The sequence below is a fragment of the Streptomyces sp. NPDC008125 genome (assembly GCF_042957125.1).
In the GTDB taxonomy this organism is placed as follows: Bacteria; Actinomycetota; Actinomycetes; order Streptomycetales; family Streptomycetaceae; genus Streptomyces.
The window spans coordinates 24,966-51,158 of sequence record NZ_JBIBHR010000017.1 but is presented as its reverse complement, the minus strand read 5'-3'; the positions used below and the strand labels follow the sequence as shown (position 1 = coordinate 51,158).

The window sequence follows — 26,193 nt, the reverse complement described above, 5'->3', positions numbered from 1 at the left end:
GCCATGGCAGATCATCAGGAAGCACATGTCACCCTGCCGAGCGATCCGGTGTCGGTGTCCGCGGCCCGCAGACACGTGGCACGCGTACTCGCCGAGTGGGGCATGCACGACGACACGGATGACGCGGGGAGGATTTTGCTGATCGTCTCGGAGCTCGCGACCAACGCGGTCCTGCACACGCTGGGCCAGTCACCCACGTTCACGGTGCGGCTGGTGCTCGACCGTGACGAGGAACTGCGGCTCGAGGTGTCGGACAGCCACCCCCGGTGGCCCAGACGGCTGCCCCCGGCCGCGCAGCGGGACAACGGGCGGGGCCTGGCGATCATCCGGATCCTCGCCGGGGAGTGCGGCGGACGGTTCGGCGTCACCCCGAACGAGGACGGCGGCAAGACCGTGTGGATCGTGCTGCCCTGGTCCGTACCGGTGCGGAGTTGACGTCGCGCCCGGCCCGGACGGGGCGACCGTGCGACCCGGCGGGGTCGTCGCGTGTCGCCGCGTCCGGGCCGGGCGCCGTGCGTCGGCGGCACGGGCGCCCGGCGTGCGTCAGCGCACCCGTCCGTACCAGACCCGCTTCGTCCAGATCCGCTCCAGCCGCACCACGGCACCGGTCTTCGGGGAGTGCCAGATCTTGCCGTTTCCGGCGTAGATGCCCACGTGGTAGACGCTGCGACCGCTGTGGAAGAAGACCAGGTCGCCCCTCCTGCGCTGTGAGGAAGTGATGTGGCGCGTCTTGTTGTACTGCTGCTGCGCCGTGCGGGGCAGCTTCTTGCCGACCCGCTTGAACGAGTAGAGCGTCAGCCCGGAGCAGTCGAACCGCCGGGGACCCGCGGCGCCCCACTGGTAGGGGGCGCCCTTCTTGGACGCGGCGACCCGGAGCGCCTTCGTCGACTGGGCGGCGGCCTCGGCGTCGGAGACCAGGCCGGGGGCCAGCATGGTCGAGCTGAGGGCCAGAGTGAGGACCGAGGCCGTACCGGCCCGGGTGAGCAGAGACGGGACATGAACCTGCGCAGTCATGCGCAACCCTTCGTCAGCCGCCTGTGAAAGATGACCTGTCGGGTTCGGGCTGGCGAAGTCGCCCGGCCGCGCGTCGCGGCTTCACCCCGAGGGACGGCCGGTTGCCCGGTCGACCCGTTGTGCTCGGGTCCTCCACTCCTGCCGATCCACTCCTGTCGACCCGTCATCCGCTCGGCGGCAGGACTCGGCGTCCGCGCGGACCGCCCCGTCGGGGTGGCGGGGGCTTGTCGTCACACGGATCTTGACCCAGGCCGTGCGTAATTTTCGAGGTGGCAGAGGAAGTCAGTACGGTCGGCCGACGTTGCGCCGGGAGAGTGGGGGAGCGTCCCGCGCGGCCGGGGGCGCGCACCCGGATGCCTCCACCAAGGTTGCTCAGTGCGGCACTTGGGGCATGGGGAGAACGCCGGGAAGCGCAAATCGAGAGAAGGGCGCGACGGACCGAACCCCTGCGCCGAACGAGCGGAAAATCGGATATTCCTCACGGGCGTGTCGCTGGAATCGGGAAACGGCTCCGCTCCTCCGCTCCGGATCCCGACCGGATCGCCGTCACCGGGACCTCAGGAGTCCCTCCGGCGAATCGGGTGGCCGTCCGGGCCCTTGGTGAGCCAGGACCCGTCCCCGAGAGGCTGCATGTCGTAGGAATTCTCGCCGTGCGCCTCGAATGCGCCTCGGACCTCGCCGGACCGCGCGTCGACGCGGGTGTGGCGGAACCACTCCTCCTCGCTCTCCGTCTCGCCGACGACGGTCACGACGATGGTCTCCGGGTCCAGGTAGCCGCCGCCCCATTCCACGTAGTCCTCTTCCGGATCGTGCCCGAGGGCGTCGACGGACAGAGTGAACGCGACCTCGCCGTCCGGGTACGTGTGGACGGCCATGTCGCCCTGAGCATGATCGACCGTCATGAAGTGCCGCCCGTCCGGCGACAGATCGATGAGGACCCTGTCGTCCCAGGGGTAGCGGAAGAGGTCCATCCGCCCACCCGACAGCGATGCCCGGTAGATGACCGATCCGTCCTGCCCCTCGCCCACGTCGAGGAGGATCTCGCCGCCCGCCCGGTGCACGAGCTGGACGCCACCGTGCCCGACCGTGTCCAGATCCGCCTGCGCGAGGACCGCTCCGGTTACGGCGTCCAGGGCGACCCACTGGTCCGGGCGGCCTCGTTCGGCCATGGCGTCGGGCCGGTAGATCCAGACCGTGAGCCCGTCGGACGAGAGGGCGCAGCCGGGCCTGTGTCCGAACCGCTCGTCCGACTTCGGTTCGAACTCCGACCGCCAGACCTCGGCCCCGTCAGCCGTCACGCAGACGGCCGCGTGCAGGGTCGTGTAGAAGACCTGGTGGAGGCCGGCGGGAGCGGTGTGCTCGACGACGTCGTCCCCGGCCGACGGCCGGAAGATCTTGGCGGGCGACAGAGCACCCCAGGTGTCGGCAGCCGGCTGGTAGGCGCATATGTTCCCGCCGACGAGCCGGGTGAGGGGCTGGAGGGGAGCGGTGGAGCGATTCATGTTCAGGAGGGTACGGAACATGATCGGCCGGCATCGCCGCGGCCAGGACCAGGACCAGGACCAGGACCAGCGCCAGGGCCAGGACCAGGGCCAGGACCAGGGCGGGGCGGCCGGTCGCCTTCTGCCGCTCCGCCGCAGGCCGGACCGGTCAACTCCCGTTCTCGGGCGGTACGGCGATCCGCCCGGCCCGTCGCTCACCGTCCAGCGCACGCAGCGCCCGGGCCAGCGTGGACGCGTGGATCCGGTCCTCGCCGCGATCGTGCATCAGCGCCAGGGCGTCCCGCAGAGCCGTCGCGTGCGAGGCCAGCGCCTGGGCCGCCCGCAGTGCCGCGTAGGTGTCGCTGCCCCGGGTGGGGTTGATCCGGCCCACCTGGTCGAGGACGGCGAGATAGCGGTCGATGAACTCCGCCTCCGCGTGGGTCAGGGCGGGAAGCGGTGGCAGCTCCGGGGGCAGCATGGGATTCACCTCGTGGGGGCACGGTGGCGGGTAGGCGGTGCCGTGTTCTCCGACCTGGCCGGAGGGGGCGTGGGCACGGTGGGCTCCCGGCGTCGAGGACGAGGGGCACGGCCGATGTCACCGCCGTCGCCGCCGTCTGCGACGACCCGACTTCCGACGGCCGCTCCCGCACCGGTCCGGGCAGGCGGGCTGACGGATTACTACCCGTGCGACCGGCCGGCCATGTCGGCGCCAGGAAGCGCCCGGGGCCGTACGCGGTGGGCGTCCCGGTCCCGTACGCGCCGTATACGAGGCGAGGGGGTGGGGGCAGCTCAGCGGTACCGGTCCGGGGGCGGTCCGGCCCGCCGGAGCCGCACCTCCGTACCGGACGGCGTCTCCATGCGACCGGCCCAGTTAACGCGACGGAAAAACTTCCGCCCTAACGTGCGGTGTCTGGCCGGTGTACCCGTCTCGGCGATCGACGCGCTGTCGTCGTCCGACGGGTGTACCACGTCCAGAGTCGAGACCGGGCGCGAGACGATGAGGTGGAAGCGTGCAACTCACCCCGCACGAGCAGGAACGTCTGCTCATCCATGTGGCCGCCGACGTCGCCGAGCGGCGCCGGGCGCGCGGGCTTCGGCTCAACCACCCGGAGGCGGTCGCGCTGATCACGTCGCACATCCTGGAAGGCGCGCGCGACGGGCGGACCGTCGCCGAACTCATGGCGTCCGGACGGGGGGTGCTCACCCGCGCCGACGTCATGGACGGCATCCCGGAGATGATCCACGACGTCCAGGTGGAGGCCACCTTCCCGGACGGCACCAAGCTCGTCACCGTCCACGATCCGATCGTCTGAGGGGCGCCGTGATTCCCGGAGAGATCCTGTACGCGGACGGGGCCGTACCGATCAACGAAGGCCGCCCCGTCACCCGCCTCACCGTCCTCAACGCGGCCGACCGGCCCGTACAGGTCGGCTCGCACTACCACTTCGCCGAGGCCAATCCCGGCCTCGACTTCGACCGGGGGGCCGCCCACGGCCTGCGGCTGAACATCGCCGCCGGTACGGCCGTGCGTTTCGAGCCCGGCATCCCCATGGACGTCGAACTCGTCCCGCTCGCAGGCGCCCGCGTCGTCCCCGGCCTGCGCGGCGAAACCGGAGGTGCCCTCGATGGCTGAACTCGACCGTGCCGTCTACGCCGACCTGTTCGGCCCCACCACCGGCGACCGCATCCGGCTCGCCGACACCTCCCTGCTCGTGGAGATCGAGGAGGACCGCTCGGGCGGCCCGGGGCGGGCCGGCGACGAGGCGGTGTTCGGCGGCGGCAAGGTGATCCGGGAGTCCATGGGACAGGCCCGCACCACCCGTGCCGAGGGCGCCCCCGACACGGTCATCACCGGTGTCGTCATCGTCGACCACTGGGGGATCGTCAAGGCGGACGTCGGCATCCGCGAGGGGCGGATCACCGGCATCGGCAAGGCCGGTAACCCCGACACCATGGACGGGGTCCACCCCGATCTCGTCATAGGGCCCGAGACCGAGATCATCGCGGGGAACGGCAAGATCCTCACGGCGGGCGCGATCGACGCGCACGTCCACTTCATCTCGCCGACCCTGGTGGACCAGGCGCTGTCCTCCGGGATCACCACCCTCGTGGGCGGCGGAACAGGACCGGCCGAGGGCACCAAGGCCACCACCGTCACACCCGGCTCCTGGCACCTCGCCCGGATGTTCGAGGCGTTGGAGGGGTTCCCCGTCAACATCGGGCTCCTCGGCAAGGGCAACACCATGTCCCACGAGGCCATGCGGGCCCAACTGCGCGGGGGCGCGCTCGGGTTCAAGATCCACGAGGACTGGGGGGCGACGCCTGCCGTCATCGACGCCTGCCTGCGGGTCTGCGAGGAGAGCGGCGCCCAGCTCGCCATCCACACGGACACCCTCAACGAGGCCGGTTTCGTGGCGGACACCCTCGCCGCCATCGCGGGCCGCACGATCCACGCGTACCACACCGAGGGGGCCGGCGGCGGTCACGCGCCCGACATCATCACCGTCGTCTCCGAGCCGTACGTCCTGCCCAGCTCCACCAACCCGACCCGTCCGCACACCGTCAACACCATCGAGGAACACCTCGACATGCTGATGGTCTGCCACCACCTGAACCCGGCCGTCCCCGAGGACCTCGCGTTCGCCGAGTCCCGTATCCGGCCCTCGACCATCGCCGCCGAGGACATCCTGCACGACCTCGGGGCGATCTCGATCATCTCCTCCGACTCCCAGGCCATGGGGCGGATCGGCGAGGTCGTCCTGCGTACCTGGCAGACCGCGCACGTCATGAAGGTGCGCCGGGGCGCACTCCCCGGCGACGGCGCGGCCGACAACCACCGGGTGCGTCGCTATGTCGCCAAATACACGATCAACCCGGCGGTGGCGCAGGGGCTCGACCGTGAGATCGGCTCGGTCGAGACCGGCAAGCTCGCCGACCTCGTCCTCTGGGACCCCGCCTTCTTCGGGGTGAAGCCGCAGCTGGTCATCAAGGGCGGCCAGATCGCGTACGCGCAGATGGGCGATGCCAACGCGTCCATCCCGACGCCCCAACCGGTCCTGCCGAGGCCGATGTTCGGCGCCATCGGAAGGGCCCCCGCCTCGAACTCCTTCAACTTCGTCTCGGCGGCGGCGATCGAGGACGAACTGCCCGAACGCCTCGGCCTCGGCAAACGGTTCGTGCCGATCACCAGCACCCGCGGCGTCACCAAGGCCGACATGCGGGAGAACGACGCACTGCCCCACGTCCAGGTCGACCCGGACAGCTTCGCCGTGACGATCGACGGAGACCTCGTCGAACCCGCACCGGCCAAAGAACTGCCCATGGCGCAGCGCTACTTCCTCTTCTGATCGGGCGGGAACCATGTCACGCGCAGCCCTGCTCGTCCTCGCCGACGGCCGGTTCCCCGCCGGAGGCCACGCCCACTCCGGTGGGGCCGAACCGGCCGTCACGGCGGGACGCGTCCGCGACGCGGGCGACCTCGCGGACTTCTGCCGGGGCCGTCTGCACACCACCGGCCTCACCGCCGCCGCGCTCGCCGCGGCGGCGGCCCTGGGCCACGACCCGCTCGCGCTGGACGAGGCGGCGGACGCCCGTACGCCCTCACCCGCCCTGCGGGCCACCGCCCGCAAACTCGGACGCCAGTTGATGAGGGCGGCCAGGTCCACCTGGCCGAGCCCCGAGCTGGACGCGCTCGCGGCCGCCCGGCCGCGCGGCGCCCACCAGCCCGTCGTCCTCGGGCTCACCGCGGCCTCGGCCGGGCTGTCCCCCGAGGACGCCGCGCACTGCGCCGCGTACGAAGCGGTCGGCGGGCCCGCCACCGCCGTCGTCCGGCTCCTCTCGCTCGACCCCTTCGAGGCCACCGCCGTGCTCGCCCGGCTCGCCCCCGAACTCGATCGCGTCGCAGAACGGGCCACCGCGGCCGCCCGGCAGGGCATCGACGCCCTGCCCGCAGCCTCGGCCCCGCTGCTCGACATCGCCGCCGAGACCCACGCCACGTGGCCGGTCCGCCTCTTCGCCTCGTGAGGCACCGGCAGCCCACGCGCCCGCAACCCCATGTCCCCCAAGGAGCCGCACCATGCACCTCGATCACTCGCACGACGGACCCGCCGCGGTCGGCGCGGACGCCGCACGACCTGACGGCACGCGCCGCGCCCTGCGCATCGGGCTGGGCGGACCGGTCGGTTCCGGTAAGACCGCCACCGTCGCCGCCCTCTGCCGGACCCTGCGCGACCAGTTCTCCATCGCCGTGGTGACCAACGACATCTACACCCGCGAGGACGCGGAGTTCCTGCTCCGCAACGCGGTCCTCCCGCCCGAGCGCATCCAGGCCGTCGAAACCGGCGCCTGCCCCCACACCGCCATCCGCGACGACATCTCCGCCAACCTCGAAGCGGTCGAGGACCTGGAGGACAGCGTCGGCCCGCTCGACCTGATCCTGGTCGAGTCGGGCGGCGACAACCTCACCGCCACCTTCTCCAAGGGGCTCGTCGACGCCCAGGTGTTCGTCATCGACGTGGCCGGCGGCGACGACATCCCCCGCAAGGGCGGCCCCGGCGTGACCACCGCCGACCTGCTCGTCGTCAACAAGACCGACCTCGCCCCGTACGTCGGTTCCGACCTGGACCGGATGGCCGAGGACGCCGCCAAGCAGCGCGGTGACCTTCCTGTCGTCTTCACCTCGTTGACCTCCTCCGACGGAGTCGCCCCGGTGGCCGGCTGGGTGCGGTCCCAGCTCGCCGCCTGGTCCTCGTGAGCGTCACCGCCACCGCCCGCATCCGCGCCGTCGCGGACGGGCGGGGCGCCACCGTGCTGCCGGTGCTGGAGAGCGAAGGCCCCCTCGCGCTCCGCCGGACCCGGGCCGTCGCACCGTACGCGGGGGTCACGGTCGTCGGCGCGATGAGCGCGCCCCTCGGCGGCGACCGCCTCGCCGTCGAGGTGGAGGCCGGGCACGGGGCCCGGCTCACCGTCGGCGCCGCCGCGGCCACCGTCGCGCTCCCCGGCCCGGGCCCCGCCCACTACGACGTCCGGCTGGCCGTGGGGGAGGAGGCCGAGCTGCACTGGCTCCCGGAGCAGCTGATCTCCGCCCGGGGCAGCGAACTGCGGATGGCCACCACCGTCCACCTCGCCCCCACCGCACGGCTGGTACTCCGCGAGGAGCAGGTCCTCGGCCGCCACGGCGAACCCACCGGCGCGCTGACCACCCGCCTCACCGTGCGACGCGGCGGGCGTCCGCTGCTCGACCAGGAGCTCTCCTACGGTCACGGCGGGGCCGGGGGATGGGACGGGCCCGCCGTGCTCGGCGGCCATCGGGCCGTCGGACAACTGCTGATCGTGAGGCCGGAGTTCGAGGAGAAGCCGGTGGAACCCCGCCTCCTCGGCCCCACCGCCGTCCTCACCCCGCTGGCGGGACCCGCCGCACTGGTCACGGCCGTCGCCGCCGACGCGCGCCTGCTGCGCGCCGTCCTGGACAGGGCCCTGACGCTCATAACGGATGGCTCAACAGCCAGTGCAATGAGCTGATTCAACGGCACAATGCGCCAAGTTCGCTGAGCAGTACAGCGGTTACCGGTTATCGGTTCGGCAAAGAAAGGGCGCTGCGCCCTGTTCTCAGGAACCTCACAGGGGCAATGATCCACGGGAAACCGTAGAACCGCGCCGCTCCACGCGGCGCGACACCCATGGGGGAGGTTCCACTTGAGACGCACTGCAGTGCTCGGCGCGGCCGGCACTCTGATCGCGGGGACGCTCATAGCGGGCATGACGGCCGTACCGGCGGCCGGAGCGGACAACCGGCACACCGGCGCGGCCGAGGCGCGCGGTGCCGCGATCGCCGCGGGCCGCGCCGCGCGCACCGGCATCGACTGGGCGGACTGTCCGGCCGACTACGCGCTCCCCAAGCCCATCCAGTGCGGCTGGGTGACCGTCCCGGTCGACTACGCGAAGCCGTACGGAAAGCAGATCAAGCTCTCCGTCGACCGCCACGTGAGCACCGGGACGGCTGCCGAGCGCCAGGGCGCCCTCGTCTACAACCCCGGCGGCCCCGGCGGCTCGGGCCTGCGCTTCCCGACCCGGATCACCAACAAGAACCCGATCTGGACCAAGGTCGCCGCCGCGTACGACTTCGTCGGCTTCGACCCGCGCGGCGTGGGCCACTCCGCCCCCATCTCCTGCGCCGACCCGCAGGAGTACGTCCAGGTCCCCAAGGCCGACCCGGTTCCCGACACCGAGGCCGACAAGCTGGCCCAGCGCAAGCTCGCCGCCGAGTACGCGGCCGGCTGCGCCGAGCGCAGCGGTGACCTGCTGCCCCACATGACCACCCTCAACACCGCGCGCGACCTGGACGTGATCCGGGCGGCACTCGGCGAGAAGAAGCTCAACTACCTGGGCGTCTCCTACGGCACCTACCTGGGGGCGGTCTACGGCACGCTCTTCCCGGGACACCTGCGCCGCATGGTCGTGGACAGCGTCGTCAACCCGGAGCAGAGCAACATCTGGTACGAGGCCAACCTCAACCAGGATGTCGCCTTCGAGAACCGCTGGCAGGACTGGCAGACCTGGGTCGCCCGCCACGACGACGTCTACCACATCGGCGACACCCCGCAGAAGGTCGAGCAGGCCTGGCTCACCCTGCGCGCCGCCGCGAAGAAGAAGCCCATCGGCGGCGTCGTCGGCCCCGCCGAACTCATCGGCTTTTTCCAGAGCGCCCCGTACTACGACTCCTCCTGGGCACCCGTGGCCCGGACCTGGAGCGACTACCTCGGCGGCGACACCCAGGCGCTCGTCGACGCCATCGCCCCCGACCTGAGCGATATCGCGGGCAACATCGCCACCGAGAACAGCAACGCCGTCTACACGGCGGTCGAGTGCGCGGACGCGCAGTGGCCGACCAACTGGCGCACCTGGGACCGGGACAACACCCGGCTGCACCGCGACTACCCATTCCTGACCTGGGCCAACGCATGGATGAACCTCCCCTGCGCCACCTGGCCGACCAAGCGGCAGACCCCCCTGGAGGTGAAGACGGGCAAGGGCCTCCCGCCCGTCCTGATCGTGCAATCCACGCGTGACGCCGCCACTCCGTACGAGGGAGCGGTCGAGCTGCACCAGCGGTTCGAGGGCTCGCGGCTGATCACCGAGAAGGACGCCGGATCGCACGGGGTCACCGGCCTCGTGAACACCTGCATCAACCAGCGGGTGGACGCCTACCTGCTCACCGGCCGCACCGACCGGCACGACGTGACGTGCACCCCGCACGCCACGCCCGTGCCGTAACCGCCCGCCGCGAAAAGGGTGCGGGCCGTCGGCGCGCGATGCCGGTAGCCCGCGCCCCCCCGGCGGGGGAGCGCCCCTCACCCCACCGCGTCGCGACGTGCCAACAGGGCGTCCTCCGCCGCGTAGTCGAAGAGAGCGGGGCCGTGATGCCGGAGCAGCGCCAGGAAGGCATCCGGCCACTCCCGCCCCGCCGGTGGCCGATTGCGCCACCGGCGTTCAGCTGGTCAGGACTCCGCGCGGGGCTGCTTCTTCCGGGTCGCGCCCGCATCGGCGGCCTTCACCTTCGCCGCGTACTCGTCCACGTACTCCTGGCCGGAAAGGTTCAGGATCGCGTACATGATCTCGTCCGTGACGGCCCGGATCGCCGCCTTCTGGCCGTCCATCCCGGCGTACCGGGAGAAGTCCAGCGGCTCCCCGAAGCGGATCGTGACCCGCCGGATGCTGGGCACCTTCTGCCCGGGCGGCTGGATCTCGAAGGTGCCGACCATCGCGCAGGGGATCACCGGAACCCCCGCCCTGATGGCCATCACCGCGACCCCCACCTTGCCCTTGTAGAGGCGTCCGTCGTGCGAACGCGTGCCCTCCGGGTAGATGCCGAGCAGCTCGCCCTTGGCGAGGACCCCGAGCCCTTCACGGATGGCCGCGGCACCCGCCTCCTTGCCGGACCGGTCCACCGGGATCTGGCCGATGCTGTGGAAGAAGGCCGCCGTCAGCTTCCCTTTGATCCCGGGGCCGGTGAAGTACTCGGCCTTCGCCAGGAAGGTGATGCGGCGCTTCAGCATGGCCGGCATCAGGAAGTGGTCCGAGAAGGACAGGTGATTGCCGGCGATGATCGCCGCCCCCTCGGCGGGCACGTGGCCGAGCCCTTCGATACGGGGCCGGAAGAGCAGCCGCAGCAGTGGCCCGAACACGGCGTACTTCAGTACGTAGTAGAACACGGAGGGTGAACCTCGCTCTGCCGGATCGGCCTTGGGCTGTCATGTAACAGCTCAAGATGGTGCGGGCCCGTCAGTCTAAGGGCGGTCCGGGCGGCGGGGCGCACGACGGGCCGCCGCCCACAGCCCGCCCCGGCCCCGTCAGGCGTCCCGGACGGCGAGCATGCCGAGCGTGCACAGCCCCAGCACCACCCAGCCGAACCAGAGCCAGCCGTTGCTCCCCAGCGCCACCGTGTACGCCGTCACCGCCACCAGGGCCGCGACGGTGATGACTCCCATGGACTTCGTCGATCCGGACATGCGCGCACGCTCCTCGTCGGCCGCGCGGCCGTTGGGTCCATGGTCTCCCCGCAGGCGGGTTCCGCGCTACCGTCCGCGCGTCTGCAAAGAGGCGAGATAGGCGTTGTAGGCCGCCAGCTCCTGGTCGCCGTCCCGGTCCGCCGCCCGGTCCTCGCGTTTCGCGAGCCGCTGGTCGGAGCGGTACCACTGGAAGACCAGCGCGATCAGCACCAGCACGGACGGCACCTCGCTGAAGGCCCAGGCGATACCGCCCGCCCAGCTCTGGTCGCTCAGCGCGTCGACGCCCAGCGAGGCCGGAGGGTGCTTGTACGACTCCACCATCGGCTGGGAGGCCATCATCAGGGCGATGCCGAAGAACGCGTGGAACGGCATCCCCGCGAACAGCTCCAGCATCCGCATCACGTATCCGGGCCGGTGCGGCCCGGGGTCGATCCCCATGATCGGCCAGAAGAAGACGAGGCCGACCGCGAGGAAGTGCACCATCATCGCCAGGTGCCCCGGCTCCGACCGCATGAGGAAGTCGAAGAGCGGGGTGAAATACAGGGCGTAGAGGCTCGCGATGAACAGCGGGATCGTGAAGACCGGATGCGTGATGATCTTCATGTAGCGGCTGTGCAGCAGCATCAGCAGCAGCTCGCGCGGGCCCTTGCCGCCCCGCCGCCGTGCCACCGGAAGCGCCCGCAGCGCGAGGGTCACCGGCGCGCCGAGCAGCAACAGGATCGGCGAGAGCATGCTGATCACCATGTGCTGGATCATGTGCACGCTGAACATGACCATGCCGTAGTCGTTCAGCCGGGTGCACATCACCAGGGCGATGCTGAGCACCCCGACGACGAAGAAGACGACCCGGTTGACCGGCCACTCGTCCCCGCGCCGCCGCAGCCGCACCACGGCCCAGCCGTACAGGGCCAAGGCTGCGAGGCAGCCGACCAGGAAGAACGGGTCCGCCGAGAACGCGAGCCCGCGGCCCAGTGTGAACGGCGGCAGATCCATGTTCATGCCGTGCCCGCCGTGATCCATCTGTTCACTCCTGCTGGGGGACGATTCGTGCCGGTTGTCCGGTCCAGACTAGGACTGCCCCCGACCGCACTCGCGGCCGGGGGCAGTCCGGGGGATGTGGTGGCAGCTCCTCGCCGAAAGCCGGAGCGCGGTGGGGCGAGCGTCAGAGGACGCACTCCACCTCGGCGTACCGCTCCGCCGGAACGGTCTTGAGGGTCTCCACCGCGGAGGTCAGCGGAACCATCCTGATGTCCGTCCCCTGCAGCGCCGTCATCATGCCGAACTCGCCGCGGTGCGCGGCCTCCACCGCGTGCCAGCCGAACCGGGTGGCCAGCACACGGTCGTACGCCGTCGGGGTACCACCGCGCTGCACGTGGCCGAGAATGACCGGGCGGGCCTCCTTGCCGAGGCGCTGCTCCAGTTCGACCGAGAGCTGGGACGCTATCCCCGCGAAACGCTCGTGCCCGTAGATGTCCTCGGAACCGGTGGCGAAGTCCATCGTGCCGTCCTGCGGCTTGGCGCCCTCGGCGACGACCACGATGGCGAACTTCTTGCCGGCCGAGAAGCGCTCTCCGACGACCCTGGTCAGCTCGTCGATGTGGAAAGGGCGTTCCGGGACCACGATGGCGTGCGCCCCGGCCGCCATGCCCGAGTGCAGGGCGATCCAGCCCGTGTGACGGCCCATGACCTCGACGATCAGCACCCGCTGGTGCGATTCGGCGGTCGTCTTCAGCCGGTCCAGCGCGTCGGTGGCCACCCCCACCGCGGTGTCGAAGCCGAAGGTGACGTCGGTGGAGGCGATGTCGTTGTCGATGGTCTTCGGTACGCCGACGATCGGCAGCCCCGCCTCGGAGAGGAGGTTGGCCGCCTTCAGCGTGCCCTCGCCGCCGATCGGGATGATCGCGTCCAGACCCAGATCGGCGACGTGCCCCCTGGCGCGCTCCACGCCATCGCGCAGGTGCGCGGGCTGGACCCGGGACGAGCCGAGGATGGTGCCGCCGAGGGCCAGGATGCCGCCGACCGCGTCCAGGTCGAGCTTGCGGTAGTCGCACTCCAACAGGCCGCGCCAGCCGTCGTGGAAGCCGATGACCTCGTCGCCGTGGTCGACAACCGCCCGGTGCACGACGGAGCGGATGACTGCGTTGAGGCCGGGGCAGTCGCCGCCGGACGTGAGGACACCAATGCGCATTGCCCGAGGAACCTTTGCAACGTGGGCCGACGACCGGACAGCGTCGTCCGGCTGAATACCCGCCACCCTACCGGCGCAGGGTGGCGGGACCGAACCCACTGTCCGCCTGCTGGACTCCGCTCAGCTGAGCCGGAATCGCCTCAGGCGAAACAAGGTGCGTACCTCAGCTGAAACAGGGCGGACACATCAGGCGGGCTGGGTCGTCGCGGCGATCCGCTCGGACCTCAGCGCCTCGTACCAGTGGTCGTTCACCGGCGGCAGCGCGTTGACGTCGAGGGCCAGCTTCAGCAGCAGATCGGCGATCTGCGGATTGCGCGCCAGCACCGGACCGTGCATGTACGTCCCGAACACGGTGTCGCTGTACGCGCCTTCGGTACCGTCCCCGGTGCCGTTGCCGCGGCCCACCCGGACCCGGGCGAGCGGACGCGCCGTCGGGCCGAGATGGGTGATGCCCTGGTGGTTCTCGAAACCGGTGAGCGGCGGCAGCCCGAGGTTCGGGTCGATGTCGCCCAGGACGTCGCCGACGCACCGCGCGCCCTCGCCGCGAGTCGTCACCACGTCGAGCAGCCCGAGCCCGGGCTCCCGCTCCCCGAGGTCGTTGATGAACTCGTGGCCGAGGATCTGGTAGCCCGCACAGACCGAGAAGATGATCGCGCCGTTCGACGCGGCCCGGCTCAGCCCGCCGTCGCGGCGCAGCCGCTCCGCCGCCAGCCGCTGCGGCCGGTCCTCACCGCCGCCGATGAGGTAGATGTCACCGGACGTGGGGATCGGCTGGTCACTGCGTACGTCGACCCGCTGCACGTCGAGACCGCGCTGCCGTGCCCGCCGCTCGACGACGAGGGCGTTGCCCTGGTCGCCGTAGGTGCTGAGGAGGTCGGGATAGACCCAGACCAGACGCAGACCGTTGTTGCTCATGCTTCGTCCTCTCCGGAGGCCCTGGCGGGGATCAGTTGCCGACACGACGGCGCAGATCCTGGAAGGCGGTGTAGTTGGCGATGACCTCGATGCGGCCGGGCGGAGCCAGCTGGACGGCCTCGTCCAGGGTCTCGCAGACACGGAAGTCCAGACCGGCCACTTCGAGCCGGACGGCGAGGTCCATCTTGCGGTCCCCGAGCACGAAGATCGGGTGACCGGACAGCTGCGTGTAGTCGACGTCCCACAGCCACGAGGTGTCCGTGCCGTCCGCGCCGCGCGCGTTCACGGAGAGGATCACCGGCGTCGGCGGCGGGTCGATGAGCGAGAACGTCTCCAGCCAGCCGGCCGGGTTCTTCGCCAGCAGCAGCCGCAGGTCGCGGCCGTGGAACGAGACCACGTCGTAGCGGCCCGCCACGGCCTGCACCTGGTACATCCGCTCCAGGGCCACCTGCGGGGGCACGCCGAAGACGGCCGCCACGGCGGCCGACGAGGTCGCGTTCGCCTTGTTGGCGCGACCGGGCAGCTGGAGGTGGATCGGCCACGCGGAGCCGTGCGGGTCGAGTACGTAGTCGCCGTTGAGCGCCCAGCTCGGCGCCGGACGGCGGAAACCGCACTGACCGCAGAACCAGTCGTCCCCGGGGCGCTGCATCACGCCGCCGCAGGAGGGGCAGGACCAGGCGTCGTCCTTCCACGCCTGGCCGGCCGCCACCCACACGACGTTCTGGGAGGACGAGGCCGCCCAGACGATCAGCGGGTCGTCCGCGTTGGCGATGATGACGGCCTTCGAGCCCGCCAGTCCTTCGCGCCAGTGCTCCGCCAGCATGCGGGTCTCCGCGGCGCGGTCGAGCTGGTCGCGGGAGAGGTTGAGCAGCGCGATCGCCTTGGGCGTCGTGTCGCGCGCCACTCCGGCGAGGTACTTCTCGTCGACCTCGATCACGCCGAACCGCGCGTCCGATCCGCCGGCCAGCGCCGAGGTGATGCCCGCGGGCATGTTCGCGCCGAGCGCGTTCGAGACGACGGGCCCGGCGGCCCGCAGCGCCTCGGCGATCAGCCGGGTGGTGGTCGTCTTGCCGTTCGTCGCCGACACGAGGATCACGTCCAGGTGCTGCGCCAGCCGCCCCAGCAGGTCGGGGTCGAGCTTGAGCGCCACCCGGCCGCCGATCACCGATCCGCTGCCACGCCCCGCCGCGCGCGACACCGCCGCCGCGGCCTTGCCCGCCGTCACGGCCAGCTTGGCCCGCGGCGACAACGGCTCCGTGTTGCCTGCCATCGTCCTAGATCCTCCTTGCATCGGTCCACGCCCAGCCTATCGATGTCCGGAGCGACGGCCGCACCGCGGCACCACGGAACGGGGTGGTCAAGGCGGACCGTACCCTTACGGCCATGCGAAACCGCCCGATCCCCGGCAGTTCCGGAATCATTCGTACCGTGAGCACCCTCGGCGACCCCGTCCTCCACCGTGCCTGCGAGGACGTGACCGATTTCGGTCCCTCCCTGGCCCGGCTGGTGGAGGACATGTTCGCCACCATGTACGCGGCCCGGGGGGTCGGCCTCGCGGCCAACCAGATCGGTGTGCCGCTCCGGGTGTTCGTATACGACTGCCCGGACGACGACGACGTCCGCCACCTCGGCCACGTGGTCAACCCCCGGCTGGTGGAGGCGGACGGCATCACCGTACGCGGACCGGAGGGATGCCTGTCGCTGCCGGGCATCGAGGCGGGCACCCAGCGCTTCGACCGGGCGGTGGTGCGCGGGCGCACCGTCACCGGCGACGAGGTGGAGATCACCGGTACGGGTTGGTTCGCGCGCTGTCTCCAGCACGAATGCGACCACCTGGACGGCACGGTCTACACCGACCGGCTGACCGGACTGCGCCGGGCGCGGGCGCTGCGGAAGGCCCGCCGGGCCCATGGGGCCACCGAGGGGCCCCGGGACCGAATCGCGCCCTGAATCGCCGCGGCGGCCTTCAGAAACCGGGTGCGCCCGGCCGGTCGCCGACCTCGGCGAGCCGGCCCCAGAGCAGGTCGGCGAGGCTGCGTACCAGCCGTTCGCGGGGTACCGGACGGTCGCCGAGCCACCAGTCGCCCGCCGCGTGCATCATCCCGACGATGCCGTGTCCCCAGATCCGGGCCGTCTCCTCGCCGTCGGCGCCGAGGTCCACCCGTTCCGCGATGACCTGGCCGAGCTCCTCGCCCAGGCGCCGCAGCAGGGGCACGGAGTGCCGGCCCGTGTCGAACCCCTGCTCGGGGGCGGGGGTGTCGTCCGACGGGTGCATGAGGAAGCGGTAGACCTGCGGACGCGCTTCGATGGCCGCGAGGTAGGTGTCGAGCGTGTTCTCCACCCGTCGGCGGCGTTCGGCCGGGGCGTCGAGCGCCGCGCGCAGGTTGCCGAGCAGGGCGTCGGTGTGGCGCTGTGCCAGGGCGCGGTAGAGGCCGCCCTTGTCGCCGAAGTGCCGGTAGAGGATCGGCTTGGTGATGCCCGCCTCGGCGGCGATGGCGTTCATGGAGGCCCTGGGGCCGTCCCTGAGTACCACCCGGTCGGCTGCCTCCAGCAGTTCCCGGCGCCGCTGCTCGGCCGCCGTCCGCTGCCGATCGGCCTGTCGTGCGGTCTCCATCTGTCGCCCTTTCCCCACCCCTGACACCTCTGGCCTGGCGCTTTGCGCGCGCCCGGGAAACGTAACACCCCGCTCCGACAGGGCGCCGATCGGTCCAGGGGCGGTTGACAGCGGCTACTTGCCGGTAACAGACTGCTGTTACCGTAAGTAACGCAATGTCGGGCAGTACATGGAGGGGAACATGGCAGAGTTCACGCTTGAGCTCAACGACGACCAGAAGCAGGTACGCGACTGGCTCCACGGTTTCGCCGCCGATGTGATCCGGCCGGCGGCGTCGGAGTGGGACGAGCGTGAGGAGACCCCCTGGCCCGTCATCCAGGAGGCCGCCAAGGTCGGCATCTACTCGCTCGACTTCTACGCCCAGCAGTTCTTCGACCCCACCGGCCTCGGCATTCCGGTGGCGATGGAGGAGCTCTTCTGGGGTGACGCGGGCATCGCCCTGTCGATCGTCGGCACGGGCCTGGCGGCCGTGGGCGTGCTGGCCAACGGCACCGAGGAGCAGATCGGCACCTGGATCCCGCAGATGTACGGCGACGCCGACGACGTCAAACTCGCCGCCTTCTGCTCGTCCGAACCCGACGCCGGCTCCGACGTCGCCTCGATGCGCACCCGGGCCGTCTACGACGCGGCCAAGGACGAGTGGGTGCTCAACGGCACCAAGACCTGGGCGACCAACGGCGGCATCGCCAACGTCCACGTCGTGGTCGCCGTCGTCGACGCCGAACTCGGCTCGAAGGGCCACGCCTCCTTCATCGTGCCGCCGAACACCCCGGGCCTCTCCCAGGGGCAGAAGTTCAAGAAGCACGGCATCCGGGCCTCCCACACCGCCGAGGTGGTCCTGGAGGACGTGCGTATTCCCGGCCACTGCCTCCTCGGCGGCAAGGAGAAGCTCGACGAGCGTCTCGCCCGCGCCCGCGAGCGGGCGAAGTCCGGCGGCGAGCGGGTGAAGAACGCCGCGATGGCCACCTTCGAGGCCTCCCGCCCGGCCGTCGGCGCCATGGCGGTCGGCACCGCCCGCGCCGCGTACGAGGTCGCCCTCGACTACGCCAGGACGCGCACCCAGTTCGGCCGCCCGATCATCGACAACCAGGGCATCGCCTTCCAGCTCGCCGACATGCGCACCCGGATCGACGCGGCCCGGCTGCTGGTCTGGCGCGCCTCATGGATGGCCACCACCAACAAGCCCTTCACCTCGGCCGAGGGCTCGATGTCCAAGCTCTACGCCAGCGAGACCGCGAAGCAGGTCACCGCCCAGGCCGTCCAGATCCTCGGCGGCAACGGCTTCACCCGCGAGTACCCGGTGGAGCGGATGCACCGGGACGCGGCGATCTACACCATCTTCGAGGGCACCAGCGAGATCCAGCGCCTGGTGATCGCCCGCACCCTCTCCGGCATGCCGATCCGCTGACCCGCCTAGACAGCAGGGGCCGCCCGGGGCATGCGCCCCCGGGCGGCCCCTGCCGTGTACGCGGGCCGCAGCCGTCAGGCGGGCAGTTGGGCCTCGATGGCGGCCACGACCTCCGGCGCCTCCGGCTCGGTGCGCGGGCGGATGCGGGCGACCGGCTCACCGGCGGGGGAGATCAGGAACTTCTCGAAGTTCCACTGGACGTCGCCGGCCTCGCCGTCGGCGTCCGCCAGCTTCGTCAGCTCCGCGTAGAGCGCGTGCCGGCCGTCACCGTTGACGTCGGTCTTCGCCAGGAGCGGGAAGCTGATCCCGTAATTCGTCGAGCAGAAGGTCTGGATCTCCTCGGCGGTGCCCGGTTCCTGCCCGGCGAACTGGTTGCACGGCACGCCCAGAACGGTGAAGCCCCGCTCGCCGTAGGTGTTCTGCAGGCGCTCCAGGCCCTCGTACTGGGGCGTGAGGCCGCACTTGGACGCGACGTTCACCAGCAGCACCGCCTTGCCGCTCCAGGCGCCCAGCGTCGTCGGCTCGCCGGTCAGGGTGTGCAGGGGGATGTCGTGCAGCGTCATCGGTATCTCCTCGCGTCAGAGTGCCGCCCGGTCAGGAGGCGTCGCCGCCCATTGTGGCCCCGGCCCCGGCAGAGCCCGCGCCCGCCTCGGGCTTCCCGGGACGCTTGTAGTAATAGGTCGTGGCCTTGAGCGTCCCGGCCGGGTCCTGGGCGTATCCCGGCACCGAGCCGCACTCCGTCCAGCCGGCCGCCCGGTAGAGGCGCTCGGCCGCACTCCCGGTCTCGGTGTCCAGCACCAGCAGCGACAGGCCCGCCGAGGCCGCCCACTCGTCCACGGCGGCCAGCAGCGCCCGGCCCAGCCCGCGTCCCCGGCCGGACGGGCGGACCATCAGTTTCGCGACCTCGGCGCGGTGGCGGGCGTTCGGCAGCGGGGCGGGCACGAGGCTGACGGTGCCCGCCACCCGCTCGCCGTCCCGGGCGATCCAGACCCGTAGCCGGCCCGCCTCCACGGCCTCCGCGCGCTCCCGCCACCAGTCGGCCGCAGCGCCGCGGTCGAGCGGGGCGAGGAAGCCGACCGAGGCGCCGCCGTGCACGGTGTCCACCAGGAGGGCGGCCAGTTCGTCCGCGTAGGTGACGAGTTCGGGGCCGGACACGGGGACGATCTCGGTCATGGGAAGGGTTCCTTTCACGGCATCACGATCATCAGGACGTAACGGGTCCGCTCCGGTCCCGGGCAGTGGAAACGGGAGGGGCCGCGCAGTCGGAACCGCAGGCAGTCGCCGGTGCCCAGGGTGTGGGTGGTTCCGTCGACGGTGATCCCGACCATCCCTTCCCGTACCCACAGGTGCTGTTCCATGCCGGGGACCGGAGGGGTCTCGTAGGAGATCGTCGCGCCCGGATCGAGGGTTCCCTCGACGATCTCGCCGCGCAGCCCAGGGTGCGGCGGCGACACCGACCGGCGGGCGAAGCCGACCGACGCGTCGTACCAGACCTGCTGGGACCCGGAGGGCACGAGGAGGGGCGGCTCCGCCTCGACCTCCATCAGCAGGCGCGACATCGTCCGCCCGTACGCCGCGCACAGCCGGCCCAGCGAAGCGGCGGTCGGGCTCAGCTCGCCCCGCTCCACGCGCGACAGGGTGGACCTGCTCAGGCCGGTCAGGCCGGACAGCTCCTCCAGGGACCAGCCGTGCTGGGCCCGGAGAGAGGCGAGCGCGGCGGCCAGTCGGCGGTCCACGGACTCCGCCTCGCTGTCTTCTCCCATATCCGGGATCGTATCCCGGATATGGGACGAAGAGGGGCGGATTTTTGCCCCTTATGTCGTCCGTATGCCGATCGGAGGACGGCGTGCCAGGCTTGCATCAGGGCACCGTCGCCGGTCCGCCGCTCGGGCCGCTCAGGGGCTTCGGTTACCGCAAGGAGGCCGACCATGGCCAGAACCACCCGGAAGACCACCGCGTTCCAGTCCGGATGGACCGCGTTCGCGGGCGTTCTGATGATCTTCGGCGGAGCGATGGCGATCTTCGAAGGCATCGCCGCCATCGCCAAGGACGACGTGTTCGTCACCACCCGCAACTACATCTTCCAGTGGGACCTCACGGGCTGGGGCTGGATCCACCTCATCCTGGGCATCGTCATCGCCCTGGCCGGATGCGCCCTGTTCACCGGCGCACTGTGGGCCCGGCTCGTCGGTGTGGTGCTGGCAGGTCTGGGTGCGCTGGCCAACTTCCTCTGGCTGCCGTACTACCCGTTCTGGTCGATCATCCTCATCGCCATCAACATCTTCGTCATCTGGGCTCTGTGCGCGCGTACCGAGCGCACGCCCTGACGACGCGGTGGGCACGCGAGTGCGCCCCGACGGCCGGTCAGGCCGCCGGGGCGCACTCATGTGCCGACGAGGGGCGGATCACCGGGTACCCGAGGGGTCCGCGGCGGGCAGCCGCCCGGCGCGCACCGCCGCCACGAGCGCCTCGTGGTCCCGCTCGTTGCGGTCCGCGTACGCCTCCGCGAACTCGCCGAGGGCCCGGTCGAAGGAGTCGCTCCGCCCCAGGTACCCCGCGATGGCGATCCGGTCGCCCGACCTGGCATGGGCGCGGGCCAGGGTCGCCCCGCAGACCTCGCCGAACAGCGTCATCCCCTCGGGCACCATCCGTTCCGGCTCCGCGATCCCCTTCCAGTCGCGCAGCTGACGGATGTAGAAGTCGCGGCGCCGACCGTCGAAACCCTCCGCCCGCTCCCAGCCGAGAAAGATGTCGCTCGTCGCCTGCATCAGCCGCTGCCCCGCCACCACCCGTTCGCCCTGGTTGCGGTATCGGCTCGTTCCGACGTGGTCGGCGAGGACCGAGGTGTCGGCCTCCTTGGCCTGGAGGAAGAGCGGATCGTCGTCGTCCCGGCCCAGCAGGAGCAGAATCCAGCAGCGCGTACCGACGCTTCCCACGCCCACCACCTTGCGGGCCACATCCGTCAGCCGGAAACCGGAGAGCAGCGCCCGGCGGTCGGAGGCCAGGGTGCGGCCGTACCGCCGCAGAAGGACCCGGAACCACTCCTCGGTCTCTACGGCCTCCGCCTCCGGCACCAGCTCCGTGAGCGGCACGACCAGAGGCGGGTCCGACAGGATCCGACGCCGGCCGCCGGACCACTCGGTGAGCTTCGCGAGGACCTGGCGGCTGTCCCGGGTACGGGCCTTCAACAGGACGCGGTCGAGGTTCTTCCGCCCGCGCTCGGCCAGCTGCGTCGTCGCGACGGCCCGCAACTGCGCCTCGTCGGTCTTTGCGTACCAGACCTCCAGATGGCGCATCGAGGCGAACCGGACCATCGACTCCCGGTACGCCCGCACGGACGCCCGCACGAGATGCGCGCGCTCACGGTCCGAGAACCCGTTCGCCCGCGCGGCGATCACGAGGCTGGCCGCGAGCCGCTTCACGTCCCACTCCCACGGGCCGGGCAGGGTCTCGTCGAAGTCGTTGATGTCGAAGACGAGATTGCGCTCCGGCGAGGCCAGCAGCCGGAAGTTCAGCAGATGCGCGTCACCGCACAGCTGCGCCGTGATCCCGGAGTCCGGCGTACCCGCCAGGTCCGCCGCCATGATCGCGGCGGCACCCCGGTAGAAGCGGAACGGTGACTCGGCCATCCGCCCGTACCGGAGGGGGACCAGCTCCGGAACGCGCGCCGCGGACTGGGTCTCCAGGACGGTCAGCGGATCGAACCGGCGCGCGGAGGGCTCGAAGGCCGCGTGGGCCGACCGGGGGACCCTACGGCGTACGGCCTTGCCCGCGGCGGCCCGCTCGGCGGGGGTGGCGCGAGGCCCGGTGCGCGGCGCTGGACGACGGTCCTGGGGCATGACGGGCTCTCCTGACTGTCCCCGAGACGTGAGGTGCTGACGCGTTCCCTTCGACTTCGACGAACGCCTTCGCCGAATCCCTTCGCCGAATCCCTTCGCCGAGTCCCTTCGCCGAGTCCCTTCGCCGAGTCCCTTCGATGATCCCCGGCACCGCGCGGTCCGGCACGCCCGGAGGTGCGGTGTACTGCCCCGTGGGGTCGGAAGCGCGGGCGGTCAGCCGTGCCCCGCCTCCCCGACGGGGCCCTCGCGCTTTTGGGCGACCCGCCTCCAGATCGCCCGCTGACACCGCAGGGTGCCCGTCCCGACAAGGATCAGGACCACGATGTTCACCAGGAGCTGGACCAGCGACCCCCACGCCTCCTGCCAGCTGGTGAAGGCGACGGAGACGGCGATGGCGGCAGCGGCCGGAATGGTCGTGACCGAGATGAAGACTCCGAGCAGCGCGCTCGTCCGGGCCTCCGTGAGCGACACGATGCCGACGACGCCCGCCAGCGTCGCCACCGCCACCGAGAAGAAGTTGGGGGTGTTGATCAGGTCGGACACCGGACGCAGCCCCGCCTCGAAGGCCTTCGACTGGAAGCCGAAGCCCCGGATCACCAGGCTGAAGAGGAAGGTGACCACCACGGTCAGCAGCAGCCCCGCGCCGAGCGCCTTCAGCCCTCTTCGGATCGTGACCCGGTCGCCCCGGTCGATGCCCAGGGCGATGCTGACGATCGCGCCGTACTCGGGGCCGACGACCATCGCTCCCACGATCAGGATCTGCGAGTTGGTGACGATGCCCACCGAGCCGATCAGACCGGCGACGACCATGTACAGATAGAAGCTCGGCGGATACCGGGCCTCCGCGCGGATGCGCGCCTCCACCTGCTCCCAGACCGGGGCCCGCGCCAGCGGGCCCAGCTCGTCGCGCCCACCCGCCTCGGCCCGCCCCGAGAACGCCATGTCCACCGGTTCGACGACGACGGAACCGAGCTGGTCCAGACGGATCTCCCGCAGCTCCCGGAGCACCTCGTTGGCGCCCCCGGTCAGCACGTCGCAGGCGATCGCGTCGCCGTCCGGGTTCCGGGCCGCCCCCGGCTGCACGATCAGATTGAGGACGCACGGATCGTCGGCCAGCAGCGCGACGACCCGGTCGGTCAGGCCGGGCGGGCTCACCGCGCGGACGTGGATCAGGTCCATCGCGTACCTCTCACTCAGCGGCCCGCCGGGTTCGTCCCGCGCGGCCCGCCCACGCCGTCTCTCCGCGCGGGACCTCTCCAGTAAGGCCGTACGCGTCTTCGTCGGCAATCCGGCCGCCGGAGGATCCGGCCGGTGGGGCCGTGCTGCCCCACGCGTGGGCGGGGGAGCGCCACCGGGCGGCCGGTTCGGCTGTCACCGGCCCCTGGAAGAATCCGCTCCATGGAGTCACCCGAGCTTTTCCCCGCTCCTTCGCCGGACGCCGCCGGCCAGGACGCCGTGCGGGACGGCGGACCGGAACGCCCCCTCGTCCGCTGCCGCCTCTGCGGACGCCCGCTCACCGGCAGGGGCTCCCGCCGGAGCGGTCTCGGCCCCGCCTGCGACGCGAAACTCCACCCCGCGGGCCCTGACACCCGAGCCCGCCGCCGGGAGGCCGAGCAGGACACCCTGCCGGGGTTGTGAGGGCGCGCCCCGTGAGGGACGCGCGAGCGGTACGAGCACGCGCGGATGCGCACGCGAACGTCCACAACCGGTGGCATTGGTTCCGAGCCCTCTCCGAGGGGCGGCGCGCGACTCCGCACCGACACGGGACCAGGTTCGACCGTCTGTCACCTGACGGCGCCTCACGGGCCCGGCCGGGCCCCTCTGCGGGGCGACCGGCGCCATGTGTTCGCGAGCGGTCGATCCATCCCCTTCGTCGCCGCCGAGAACTGGCAGACCGGCGACGACGTGCGGGGCAACGTGGATGGTACTCATCCGGCTGTGGAACGACGTGGACGGCGGCTGGAACCGCACCCTCACCACCATGGCCTCGTGCAAGCCGGAGACTCTCGCCGACTGGTCAGAGGACGACCGCCCGTCGGCCGAGCCGCCTCCACCGCTCTCGATGCCGCTTCCACCCCACCGGCCCGCCGGCAGCGGGCGTCGGTCTTCTCCGCCTCCCGGCACCGGCCGGACTCCGGCCCTGGTGGTCTCCGGCTCGTCTGCTTGGATCAACGGCATGACGGACTGGTCCCAGCTTCAGCATGCCTACGGGACGGCGGAAGACATACCCGCCCTTCTCGACCGAGCGGCCCGAGGTCCGGAGGCCCGGGAACGGGGGTGACCTCTGGTCCCGACTGTGTCACCAGGGCACTGTCTACCCGGCGAGCTACGCGGCCGTGCCCGCGCTGACGCAGATGGCCGGCCAGTGGTCTCCTCGTGACCGCCGCATGCCACTCGTCCTGGCCGTTGCCATCGTCGCGAGCCAGGATCGGCCCTACGGGGACGAAGATCCTCACGAGACGTACGCGGGTGAGATGGCCGCGCTGCGGAAACTCGCCCAGGAAGCCCTGCGCGAACCCTCGTCGGCGGACGACACCCACGCCTACGTCGACCTGCTCCAGGCTCTTCTCGGCTTCGAGGGCGTGGACGTGTGGGCTGAGCACCTCGACGGCCTCAACGACGAGGAATTCGAGGTCCCGTGCCCCGCGTGTGCGTCGGAGAACTTCATCGCGTTCGGGACGCACGGCTACTTCTCGACGACCGACAGCAGGTACATGTGCGAGGGCTCGGCGAGAAAGGTTCCCCTGGCGCCCCGGCACCCGTCGGAGATGGCAGATTCGGCGCGAAGGCTGCATGCCCGCGCGATCGCCGACGGCCGACCCGGCATCGCCGACAAGCTCACCTTCGTCTTCGGCGACGCGCACTGCGCGGACTGCGGCTAGCGGTTCGGCGTCGCAGAGGCCGTCACCTCCCGCTGGGGTCCGTAGATACCCTGCGCTCCCGGTCGCGGGCCGGCGGCTTGCGCGACAGGGCACTCGCCGCCGGCCCGCACCGCGGGAGGAGGAGATCAGCGAAGGCCGAGCGCCACGATCTGCGTCACCGCGTCGCTCGCGAAGTTGTCGTCACTGACCAGCAGCAGGGTGCGCTCGCCGCCCCGCAGGACCGGACCCCAGGTCATGCCCTCGGTGTTGTCGACCGTGGAGAGATTCAGGTCGTCGAAGTCCGCGACCAGCTTCTTGCGCATCGGTACCACCCGCCGCCCGGTCAGGGAGTCGACGCGCTGCACGTCGGTCGCGCCCCGGGTGGTGGCGTCGTACAAGCGGATCTTGTAGTCCGATCCGGCCACCCAGGAGCGTTCGAGCACCAGGTAGCGGCTCGGGTCGTCGGGGAAGGCGAGGATCGACGGGACGCCGGTGTCCGGGGGCCACGGGCTCGTCGGGTCGGACGCGGCGAAGATCTTCTCGATCGGGTAGGCGTACTGCGCGAGCACGTCCCCGTCCCGGCTCTGCTGGGTGACCCGCACCAGCGCGCCGTTCTCCAGGTCGGGCTCCGGGCCGTCCTGGAGGAGCGGACCCTCGACGGCGCTGGTGAGCACGCGGTCCCCGGACCCGAAGGTGATCGCCTCCACCGCCTTGTTCCGCCGCAGCCCCCGGTCCTCCAGGGTGATCACGTAGTTCGGCGGCAGCCGCAGCTGACCCAGGTACGCCCCCGCCGGGGAGGCGAACTGGATCGACGGCTGGATCACCGGCGCGGTGGCGGAGGCCGGACGGTCGCCCTCCTGCGCCCACCAGTAGCGGCAGGTACGGGGGTCGACCCGGATCTCCTCCGGGTCGACGGCCTTGCCGTCGTTGGTGCTCGCCGGCGGATAGAACGAGCCGTCGGGCTGGAGGAACGCGTGGGTGGAGGTGAAGTCGACGGAGTGGACGCCGGCTCCGTCCACCTTGATGGCGGCGGTGTAGAAGCGGGCGGGCTGCTGGACGGAGCGGTCGTCGCTGATCAGGACGTACTCGCCGGTGCAGGGGTTCCGGTCGATGCCGGACAGTCCGCCCACCGTCGTGTTCTCGAAGGAGAGCCCGCGCGGGACGATCTTCTCGCCCAGCAGCCGGGCGTGTGCCCCGGCGGGCGGGGCGGCGGCGGGCCGTGCGGCGGACGGCTGCGCGGGGGTGGTGTCGGACTGCGCCGCCACGGCTGGGGCGACGGCCGCCGCCAGCATCAGGGAAGCGGCGCACGCGCGACGGATCAAGGAGGGTCTCATGCGATCGATCTTGGTCCGGCCGGGCTTCCGGC

The 26,193-nt window shown here is 71.4% G+C and carries 29 protein-coding genes and 1 riboswitch; of the genes, 13 read left to right on the top strand and 16 right to left on the bottom strand.

The genetic code is table 11. From position 1 onward, the window contains the following. Positions 1 to 3 precede the first annotated feature (3 nt). The gene (locus tag ACFZAX_RS26300) at positions 4 to 435 is read left to right on the top strand and encodes an ATP-binding protein (RefSeq protein ID WP_390964714.1); all 432 of its coding nucleotides are present in this window, start codon (positions 4 to 6) and stop codon (positions 433 to 435) included. A gap of 108 nt (positions 436 to 543) precedes the next feature. On the opposite strand, the gene ACFZAX_RS26295 is transcribed toward ACFZAX_RS26300, so the two are convergent. The 3 genes from ACFZAX_RS26295 to ACFZAX_RS26285 form a co-directional block, all read right to left on the bottom strand. Next, positions 544 to 1,014 (bottom strand): NlpC/P60 family protein, encoded by a 471-nt coding sequence (locus ACFZAX_RS26295; protein WP_390964713.1) that lies wholly within the window; start codon positions 1,012 to 1,014, stop codon positions 544 to 546. A gap of 28 nt (positions 1,015 to 1,042) precedes the next feature. Continuing rightward, positions 1,043 to 1,121: riboswitch (cyclic di-AMP (ydaO/yuaA leader) on the bottom strand. 450 nt (positions 1,122 to 1,571) lie between these two features. Then, positions 1,572 to 2,516 carry a hypothetical protein gene (locus ACFZAX_RS26290; protein WP_390964711.1) on the bottom strand — a complete coding sequence of 315 codons (945 nt, stop codon included), beginning with the start codon at positions 2,514 to 2,516 and terminating at the stop codon, positions 1,572 to 1,574. A gap of 148 nt (positions 2,517 to 2,664) precedes the next feature. Next, positions 2,665 to 2,973, bottom strand: coding sequence for a hypothetical protein (locus ACFZAX_RS26285; protein WP_390964709.1), 309 nt, complete (start codon positions 2,971 to 2,973; stop codon positions 2,665 to 2,667). Between the two features lie 532 nt (positions 2,974 to 3,505). On the opposite strand from ACFZAX_RS26285, the gene ACFZAX_RS26280 reads away from it, so the two are divergent. From ACFZAX_RS26280 to ACFZAX_RS26250, 7 genes are all read left to right on the top strand, one after another. After that, the gene (locus tag ACFZAX_RS26280; RefSeq protein ID WP_390964707.1) at positions 3,506 to 3,808 is read left to right on the top strand and encodes an urease subunit gamma; all 303 of its coding nucleotides are present in this window, start codon (positions 3,506 to 3,508) and stop codon (positions 3,806 to 3,808) included. An 8-nt stretch (positions 3,809 to 3,816) separates the two neighbouring features. Continuing rightward, complete coding sequence (locus ACFZAX_RS26275) at positions 3,817 to 4,128, top strand: urease subunit beta (protein WP_390964706.1); 312 nt, start codon at positions 3,817 to 3,819, stop codon at positions 4,126 to 4,128. After that, positions 4,121 to 5,842, top strand: coding sequence for an urease subunit alpha (locus tag ACFZAX_RS26270; protein ID WP_390964705.1), 1,722 nt, complete (start codon positions 4,121 to 4,123; stop codon positions 5,840 to 5,842). Before ACFZAX_RS26275 ends, ACFZAX_RS26270 begins: the two co-directional genes overlap by 8 nt. A gap of 13 nt (positions 5,843 to 5,855) precedes the next feature. Then, complete coding sequence (locus ACFZAX_RS26265; protein ID WP_390964704.1) at positions 5,856 to 6,518, top strand: urease accessory UreF family protein; 663 nt, start codon at positions 5,856 to 5,858, stop codon at positions 6,516 to 6,518. 52 nt (positions 6,519 to 6,570) lie between these two features. Beyond that, positions 6,571 to 7,248 carry an urease accessory protein UreG gene (ureG, locus tag ACFZAX_RS26260; protein WP_390964701.1) on the top strand — a complete coding sequence of 226 codons (678 nt, stop codon included), beginning with the start codon at positions 6,571 to 6,573 and terminating at the stop codon, positions 7,246 to 7,248. After that, positions 7,245 to 8,015, top strand: a complete 771-nt coding sequence (locus ACFZAX_RS26255; protein WP_390964700.1) for an urease accessory protein UreD — start codon at positions 7,245 to 7,247, stop codon at positions 8,013 to 8,015. Before ureG ends, ACFZAX_RS26255 begins: the two co-directional genes overlap by 4 nt. 237 nt (positions 8,016 to 8,252) lie before the next feature. Beyond that, complete coding sequence (locus tag ACFZAX_RS26250) at positions 8,253 to 9,767, top strand: alpha/beta fold hydrolase (RefSeq protein ID WP_390964838.1); 1,515 nt, start codon at positions 8,253 to 8,255, stop codon at positions 9,765 to 9,767. A gap of 224 nt (positions 9,768 to 9,991) precedes the next feature. On the opposite strand, the gene ACFZAX_RS26245 is transcribed toward ACFZAX_RS26250, so the two are convergent. From ACFZAX_RS26245 to ACFZAX_RS26220, 6 genes are all read right to left on the bottom strand, one after another. Continuing rightward, positions 9,992 to 10,705, bottom strand: coding sequence for a 1-acyl-sn-glycerol-3-phosphate acyltransferase (locus ACFZAX_RS26245; protein ID WP_390964698.1), 714 nt, complete (start codon positions 10,703 to 10,705; stop codon positions 9,992 to 9,994). Between the two features lie 138 nt (positions 10,706 to 10,843). Continuing rightward, entirely contained in the window at positions 10,844 to 11,002 is a 159-nt protein-coding gene (locus ACFZAX_RS26240) for a hypothetical protein (RefSeq protein ID WP_327174417.1), read from the bottom strand. A gap of 66 nt (positions 11,003 to 11,068) precedes the next feature. Further along, positions 11,069 to 12,022 (bottom strand): cytochrome c oxidase assembly protein, encoded by a 954-nt coding sequence (locus ACFZAX_RS26235; RefSeq protein ID WP_390964697.1) that lies wholly within the window; start codon positions 12,020 to 12,022, stop codon positions 11,069 to 11,071. Positions 12,023 to 12,164: 142 nt separating this feature from the next. Then, positions 12,165 to 13,190, bottom strand: a complete 1,026-nt coding sequence (locus tag ACFZAX_RS26230; protein ID WP_390964695.1) for an ATP-dependent 6-phosphofructokinase — start codon at positions 13,188 to 13,190, stop codon at positions 12,165 to 12,167. A 186-nt stretch (positions 13,191 to 13,376) separates the two neighbouring features. Next, positions 13,377 to 14,105, bottom strand: a complete 729-nt coding sequence (locus ACFZAX_RS26225) for a type 1 glutamine amidotransferase (protein WP_390964693.1) — start codon at positions 14,103 to 14,105, stop codon at positions 13,377 to 13,379. A 31-nt stretch (positions 14,106 to 14,136) separates the two neighbouring features. Continuing rightward, complete coding sequence (locus ACFZAX_RS26220) at positions 14,137 to 15,375, bottom strand: MurT ligase domain-containing protein (protein ID WP_390964692.1); 1,239 nt, start codon at positions 15,373 to 15,375, stop codon at positions 14,137 to 14,139. 113 nt (positions 15,376 to 15,488) lie between these two features. On the opposite strand from ACFZAX_RS26220, the gene def reads away from it, so the two are divergent. Next, positions 15,489 to 16,055, top strand: coding sequence for a peptide deformylase (def, locus tag ACFZAX_RS26215; protein ID WP_390964691.1), 567 nt, complete (start codon positions 15,489 to 15,491; stop codon positions 16,053 to 16,055). A 16-nt stretch (positions 16,056 to 16,071) separates the two neighbouring features. Here the strand turns inward: def and ACFZAX_RS26210 are convergent, their stop codons facing one another. Further along, the gene (locus ACFZAX_RS26210) at positions 16,072 to 16,719 is read right to left on the bottom strand and encodes a TetR family transcriptional regulator (protein ID WP_390964689.1); all 648 of its coding nucleotides are present in this window, start codon (positions 16,717 to 16,719) and stop codon (positions 16,072 to 16,074) included. A gap of 181 nt (positions 16,720 to 16,900) precedes the next feature. Here ACFZAX_RS26210 and ACFZAX_RS26205 point away from each other — a divergent pair, with 181 nt between their 5' ends. Next, a complete protein-coding gene (locus tag ACFZAX_RS26205; protein WP_390964688.1) occupies positions 16,901 to 18,127 on the top strand; it encodes an acyl-CoA dehydrogenase family protein in 1,227 nt (408 codons plus the stop codon). Positions 18,128 to 18,201: 74 nt separating this feature from the next. Here the strand turns inward: ACFZAX_RS26205 and ACFZAX_RS26200 are convergent, their stop codons facing one another. From ACFZAX_RS26200 to ACFZAX_RS26190, 3 genes are read right to left on the bottom strand one after another with little or no spacing between them, the layout of a single operon-like run. Beyond that, entirely contained in the window at positions 18,202 to 18,690 is a 489-nt protein-coding gene (locus ACFZAX_RS26200; RefSeq protein ID WP_390964686.1) for a glutathione peroxidase, read from the bottom strand. A gap of 31 nt (positions 18,691 to 18,721) precedes the next feature. Continuing rightward, positions 18,722 to 19,300: a GNAT family N-acetyltransferase gene (locus ACFZAX_RS26195; RefSeq protein ID WP_390964685.1), complete on the bottom strand. Its 579-nt coding sequence runs from the start codon at positions 19,298 to 19,300 to the stop codon at positions 18,722 to 18,724. A 14-nt stretch (positions 19,301 to 19,314) separates the two neighbouring features. Then, positions 19,315 to 19,890, bottom strand: a complete 576-nt coding sequence (locus ACFZAX_RS26190; RefSeq protein WP_390964683.1) for a helix-turn-helix domain-containing protein — start codon at positions 19,888 to 19,890, stop codon at positions 19,315 to 19,317. Between the two features lie 165 nt (positions 19,891 to 20,055). On the opposite strand from ACFZAX_RS26190, the gene ACFZAX_RS26185 reads away from it, so the two are divergent. Next, entirely contained in the window at positions 20,056 to 20,454 is a 399-nt protein-coding gene (locus tag ACFZAX_RS26185; protein ID WP_390964682.1) for a hypothetical protein, read from the top strand. 78 nt (positions 20,455 to 20,532) lie between these two features. Here the strand turns inward: ACFZAX_RS26185 and ACFZAX_RS26180 are convergent, their stop codons facing one another. Together ACFZAX_RS26180 and ACFZAX_RS26175 are read right to left on the bottom strand one after the other, a co-directional pair. Beyond that, positions 20,533 to 21,966 (bottom strand): DUF2252 family protein, encoded by a 1,434-nt coding sequence (locus ACFZAX_RS26180; RefSeq protein WP_390964681.1) that lies wholly within the window; start codon positions 21,964 to 21,966, stop codon positions 20,533 to 20,535. Between the two features lie 213 nt (positions 21,967 to 22,179). After that, on the bottom strand, positions 22,180 to 23,145 hold the full coding sequence (locus ACFZAX_RS26175) for a DUF389 domain-containing protein (protein ID WP_390964680.1): 966 nt from the start codon (positions 23,143 to 23,145) through the stop codon (positions 22,180 to 22,182). A 219-nt stretch (positions 23,146 to 23,364) separates the two neighbouring features. Here ACFZAX_RS26175 and ACFZAX_RS26170 point away from each other — a divergent pair, with 219 nt between their 5' ends. Beyond that, a complete protein-coding gene (locus ACFZAX_RS26170) occupies positions 23,365 to 23,604 on the top strand; it encodes a DUF6011 domain-containing protein (RefSeq protein ID WP_390964679.1) in 240 nt (79 codons plus the stop codon). Positions 23,605 to 24,353: 749 nt separating this feature from the next. Then, the gene (locus tag ACFZAX_RS26165; protein WP_390964677.1) at positions 24,354 to 24,848 is read left to right on the top strand and encodes a hypothetical protein; all 495 of its coding nucleotides are present in this window, start codon (positions 24,354 to 24,356) and stop codon (positions 24,846 to 24,848) included. 125 nt (positions 24,849 to 24,973) lie between these two features. On the opposite strand, the gene ACFZAX_RS26160 is transcribed toward ACFZAX_RS26165, so the two are convergent. Beyond that, positions 24,974 to 26,161 (bottom strand): esterase-like activity of phytase family protein, encoded by a 1,188-nt coding sequence (locus tag ACFZAX_RS26160; protein ID WP_390964675.1) that lies wholly within the window; start codon positions 26,159 to 26,161, stop codon positions 24,974 to 24,976. Positions 26,162 to 26,193 lie beyond the last annotated feature (32 nt).

Coding starts and splice junctions, on each gene's coding strand:
- ACFZAX_RS26230 (WP_390964695.1), bottom strand. CDS start 13,190: ATGCGCATTGGTGTCCTCACGTCCGGCGGCGACTGCCCCGGCCTCAAC.
- ACFZAX_RS26180 (WP_390964681.1), bottom strand. CDS start 21,966: ATGCCCCAGGACCGTCGTCCAGCGCCGCGCACCGGGCCTCGCGCCACC.
- ACFZAX_RS26250 (WP_390964838.1), top strand. CDS start 8,253: ATGACGGCCGTACCGGCGGCCGGAGCGGACAACCGGCACACCGGCGCG.
- ACFZAX_RS26210 (WP_390964689.1), bottom strand. CDS start 16,719: ATGGAGACCGCACGACAGGCCGATCGGCAGCGGACGGCGGCCGAGCAG.
- ACFZAX_RS26160 (WP_390964675.1), bottom strand. CDS start 26,161: ATGAGACCCTCCTTGATCCGTCGCGCGTGCGCCGCTTCCCTGATGCTG.
- ACFZAX_RS26165 (WP_390964677.1), top strand. CDS start 24,354: ATGCCACTCGTCCTGGCCGTTGCCATCGTCGCGAGCCAGGATCGGCCC.
- ACFZAX_RS26205 (WP_390964688.1), top strand. CDS start 16,901: ATGGCAGAGTTCACGCTTGAGCTCAACGACGACCAGAAGCAGGTACGC.
- ACFZAX_RS26240 (WP_327174417.1), bottom strand. CDS start 11,002: ATGTCCGGATCGACGAAGTCCATGGGAGTCATCACCGTCGCGGCCCTG.
- ACFZAX_RS26195 (WP_390964685.1), bottom strand. CDS start 19,300: ATGACCGAGATCGTCCCCGTGTCCGGCCCCGAACTCGTCACCTACGCG.
- ACFZAX_RS26265 (WP_390964704.1), top strand. CDS start 5,856: ATGTCACGCGCAGCCCTGCTCGTCCTCGCCGACGGCCGGTTCCCCGCC.
- ACFZAX_RS26185 (WP_390964682.1), top strand. CDS start 20,056: ATGGCCAGAACCACCCGGAAGACCACCGCGTTCCAGTCCGGATGGACC.
- ACFZAX_RS26270 (WP_390964705.1), top strand. CDS start 4,121: ATGGCTGAACTCGACCGTGCCGTCTACGCCGACCTGTTCGGCCCCACC.
- ACFZAX_RS26200 (WP_390964686.1), bottom strand. CDS start 18,690: ATGACGCTGCACGACATCCCCCTGCACACCCTGACCGGCGAGCCGACG.
- ACFZAX_RS26220 (WP_390964692.1), bottom strand. CDS start 15,375: ATGGCAGGCAACACGGAGCCGTTGTCGCCGCGGGCCAAGCTGGCCGTG.
- ACFZAX_RS26290 (WP_390964711.1), bottom strand. CDS start 2,516: ATGAATCGCTCCACCGCTCCCCTCCAGCCCCTCACCCGGCTCGTCGGC.
- ACFZAX_RS26175 (WP_390964680.1), bottom strand. CDS start 23,145: ATGGACCTGATCCACGTCCGCGCGGTGAGCCCGCCCGGCCTGACCGAC.
- ureG (WP_390964701.1), top strand. CDS start 6,571: ATGCACCTCGATCACTCGCACGACGGACCCGCCGCGGTCGGCGCGGAC.
- ACFZAX_RS26170 (WP_390964679.1), top strand. CDS start 23,365: ATGGAGTCACCCGAGCTTTTCCCCGCTCCTTCGCCGGACGCCGCCGGC.
- ACFZAX_RS26300 (WP_390964714.1), top strand. CDS start 4: ATGGCAGATCATCAGGAAGCACATGTCACCCTGCCGAGCGATCCGGTG.
- ACFZAX_RS26235 (WP_390964697.1), bottom strand. CDS start 12,022: ATGGATCACGGCGGGCACGGCATGAACATGGATCTGCCGCCGTTCACA.
- ACFZAX_RS26295 (WP_390964713.1), bottom strand. CDS start 1,014: ATGACTGCGCAGGTTCATGTCCCGTCTCTGCTCACCCGGGCCGGTACG.
- ACFZAX_RS26190 (WP_390964683.1), bottom strand. CDS start 19,890: ATGGGAGAAGACAGCGAGGCGGAGTCCGTGGACCGCCGACTGGCCGCC.
- ACFZAX_RS26285 (WP_390964709.1), bottom strand. CDS start 2,973: ATGCTGCCCCCGGAGCTGCCACCGCTTCCCGCCCTGACCCACGCGGAG.
- ACFZAX_RS26225 (WP_390964693.1), bottom strand. CDS start 14,105: ATGAGCAACAACGGTCTGCGTCTGGTCTGGGTCTATCCCGACCTCCTC.
- def (WP_390964691.1), top strand. CDS start 15,489: ATGCGAAACCGCCCGATCCCCGGCAGTTCCGGAATCATTCGTACCGTG.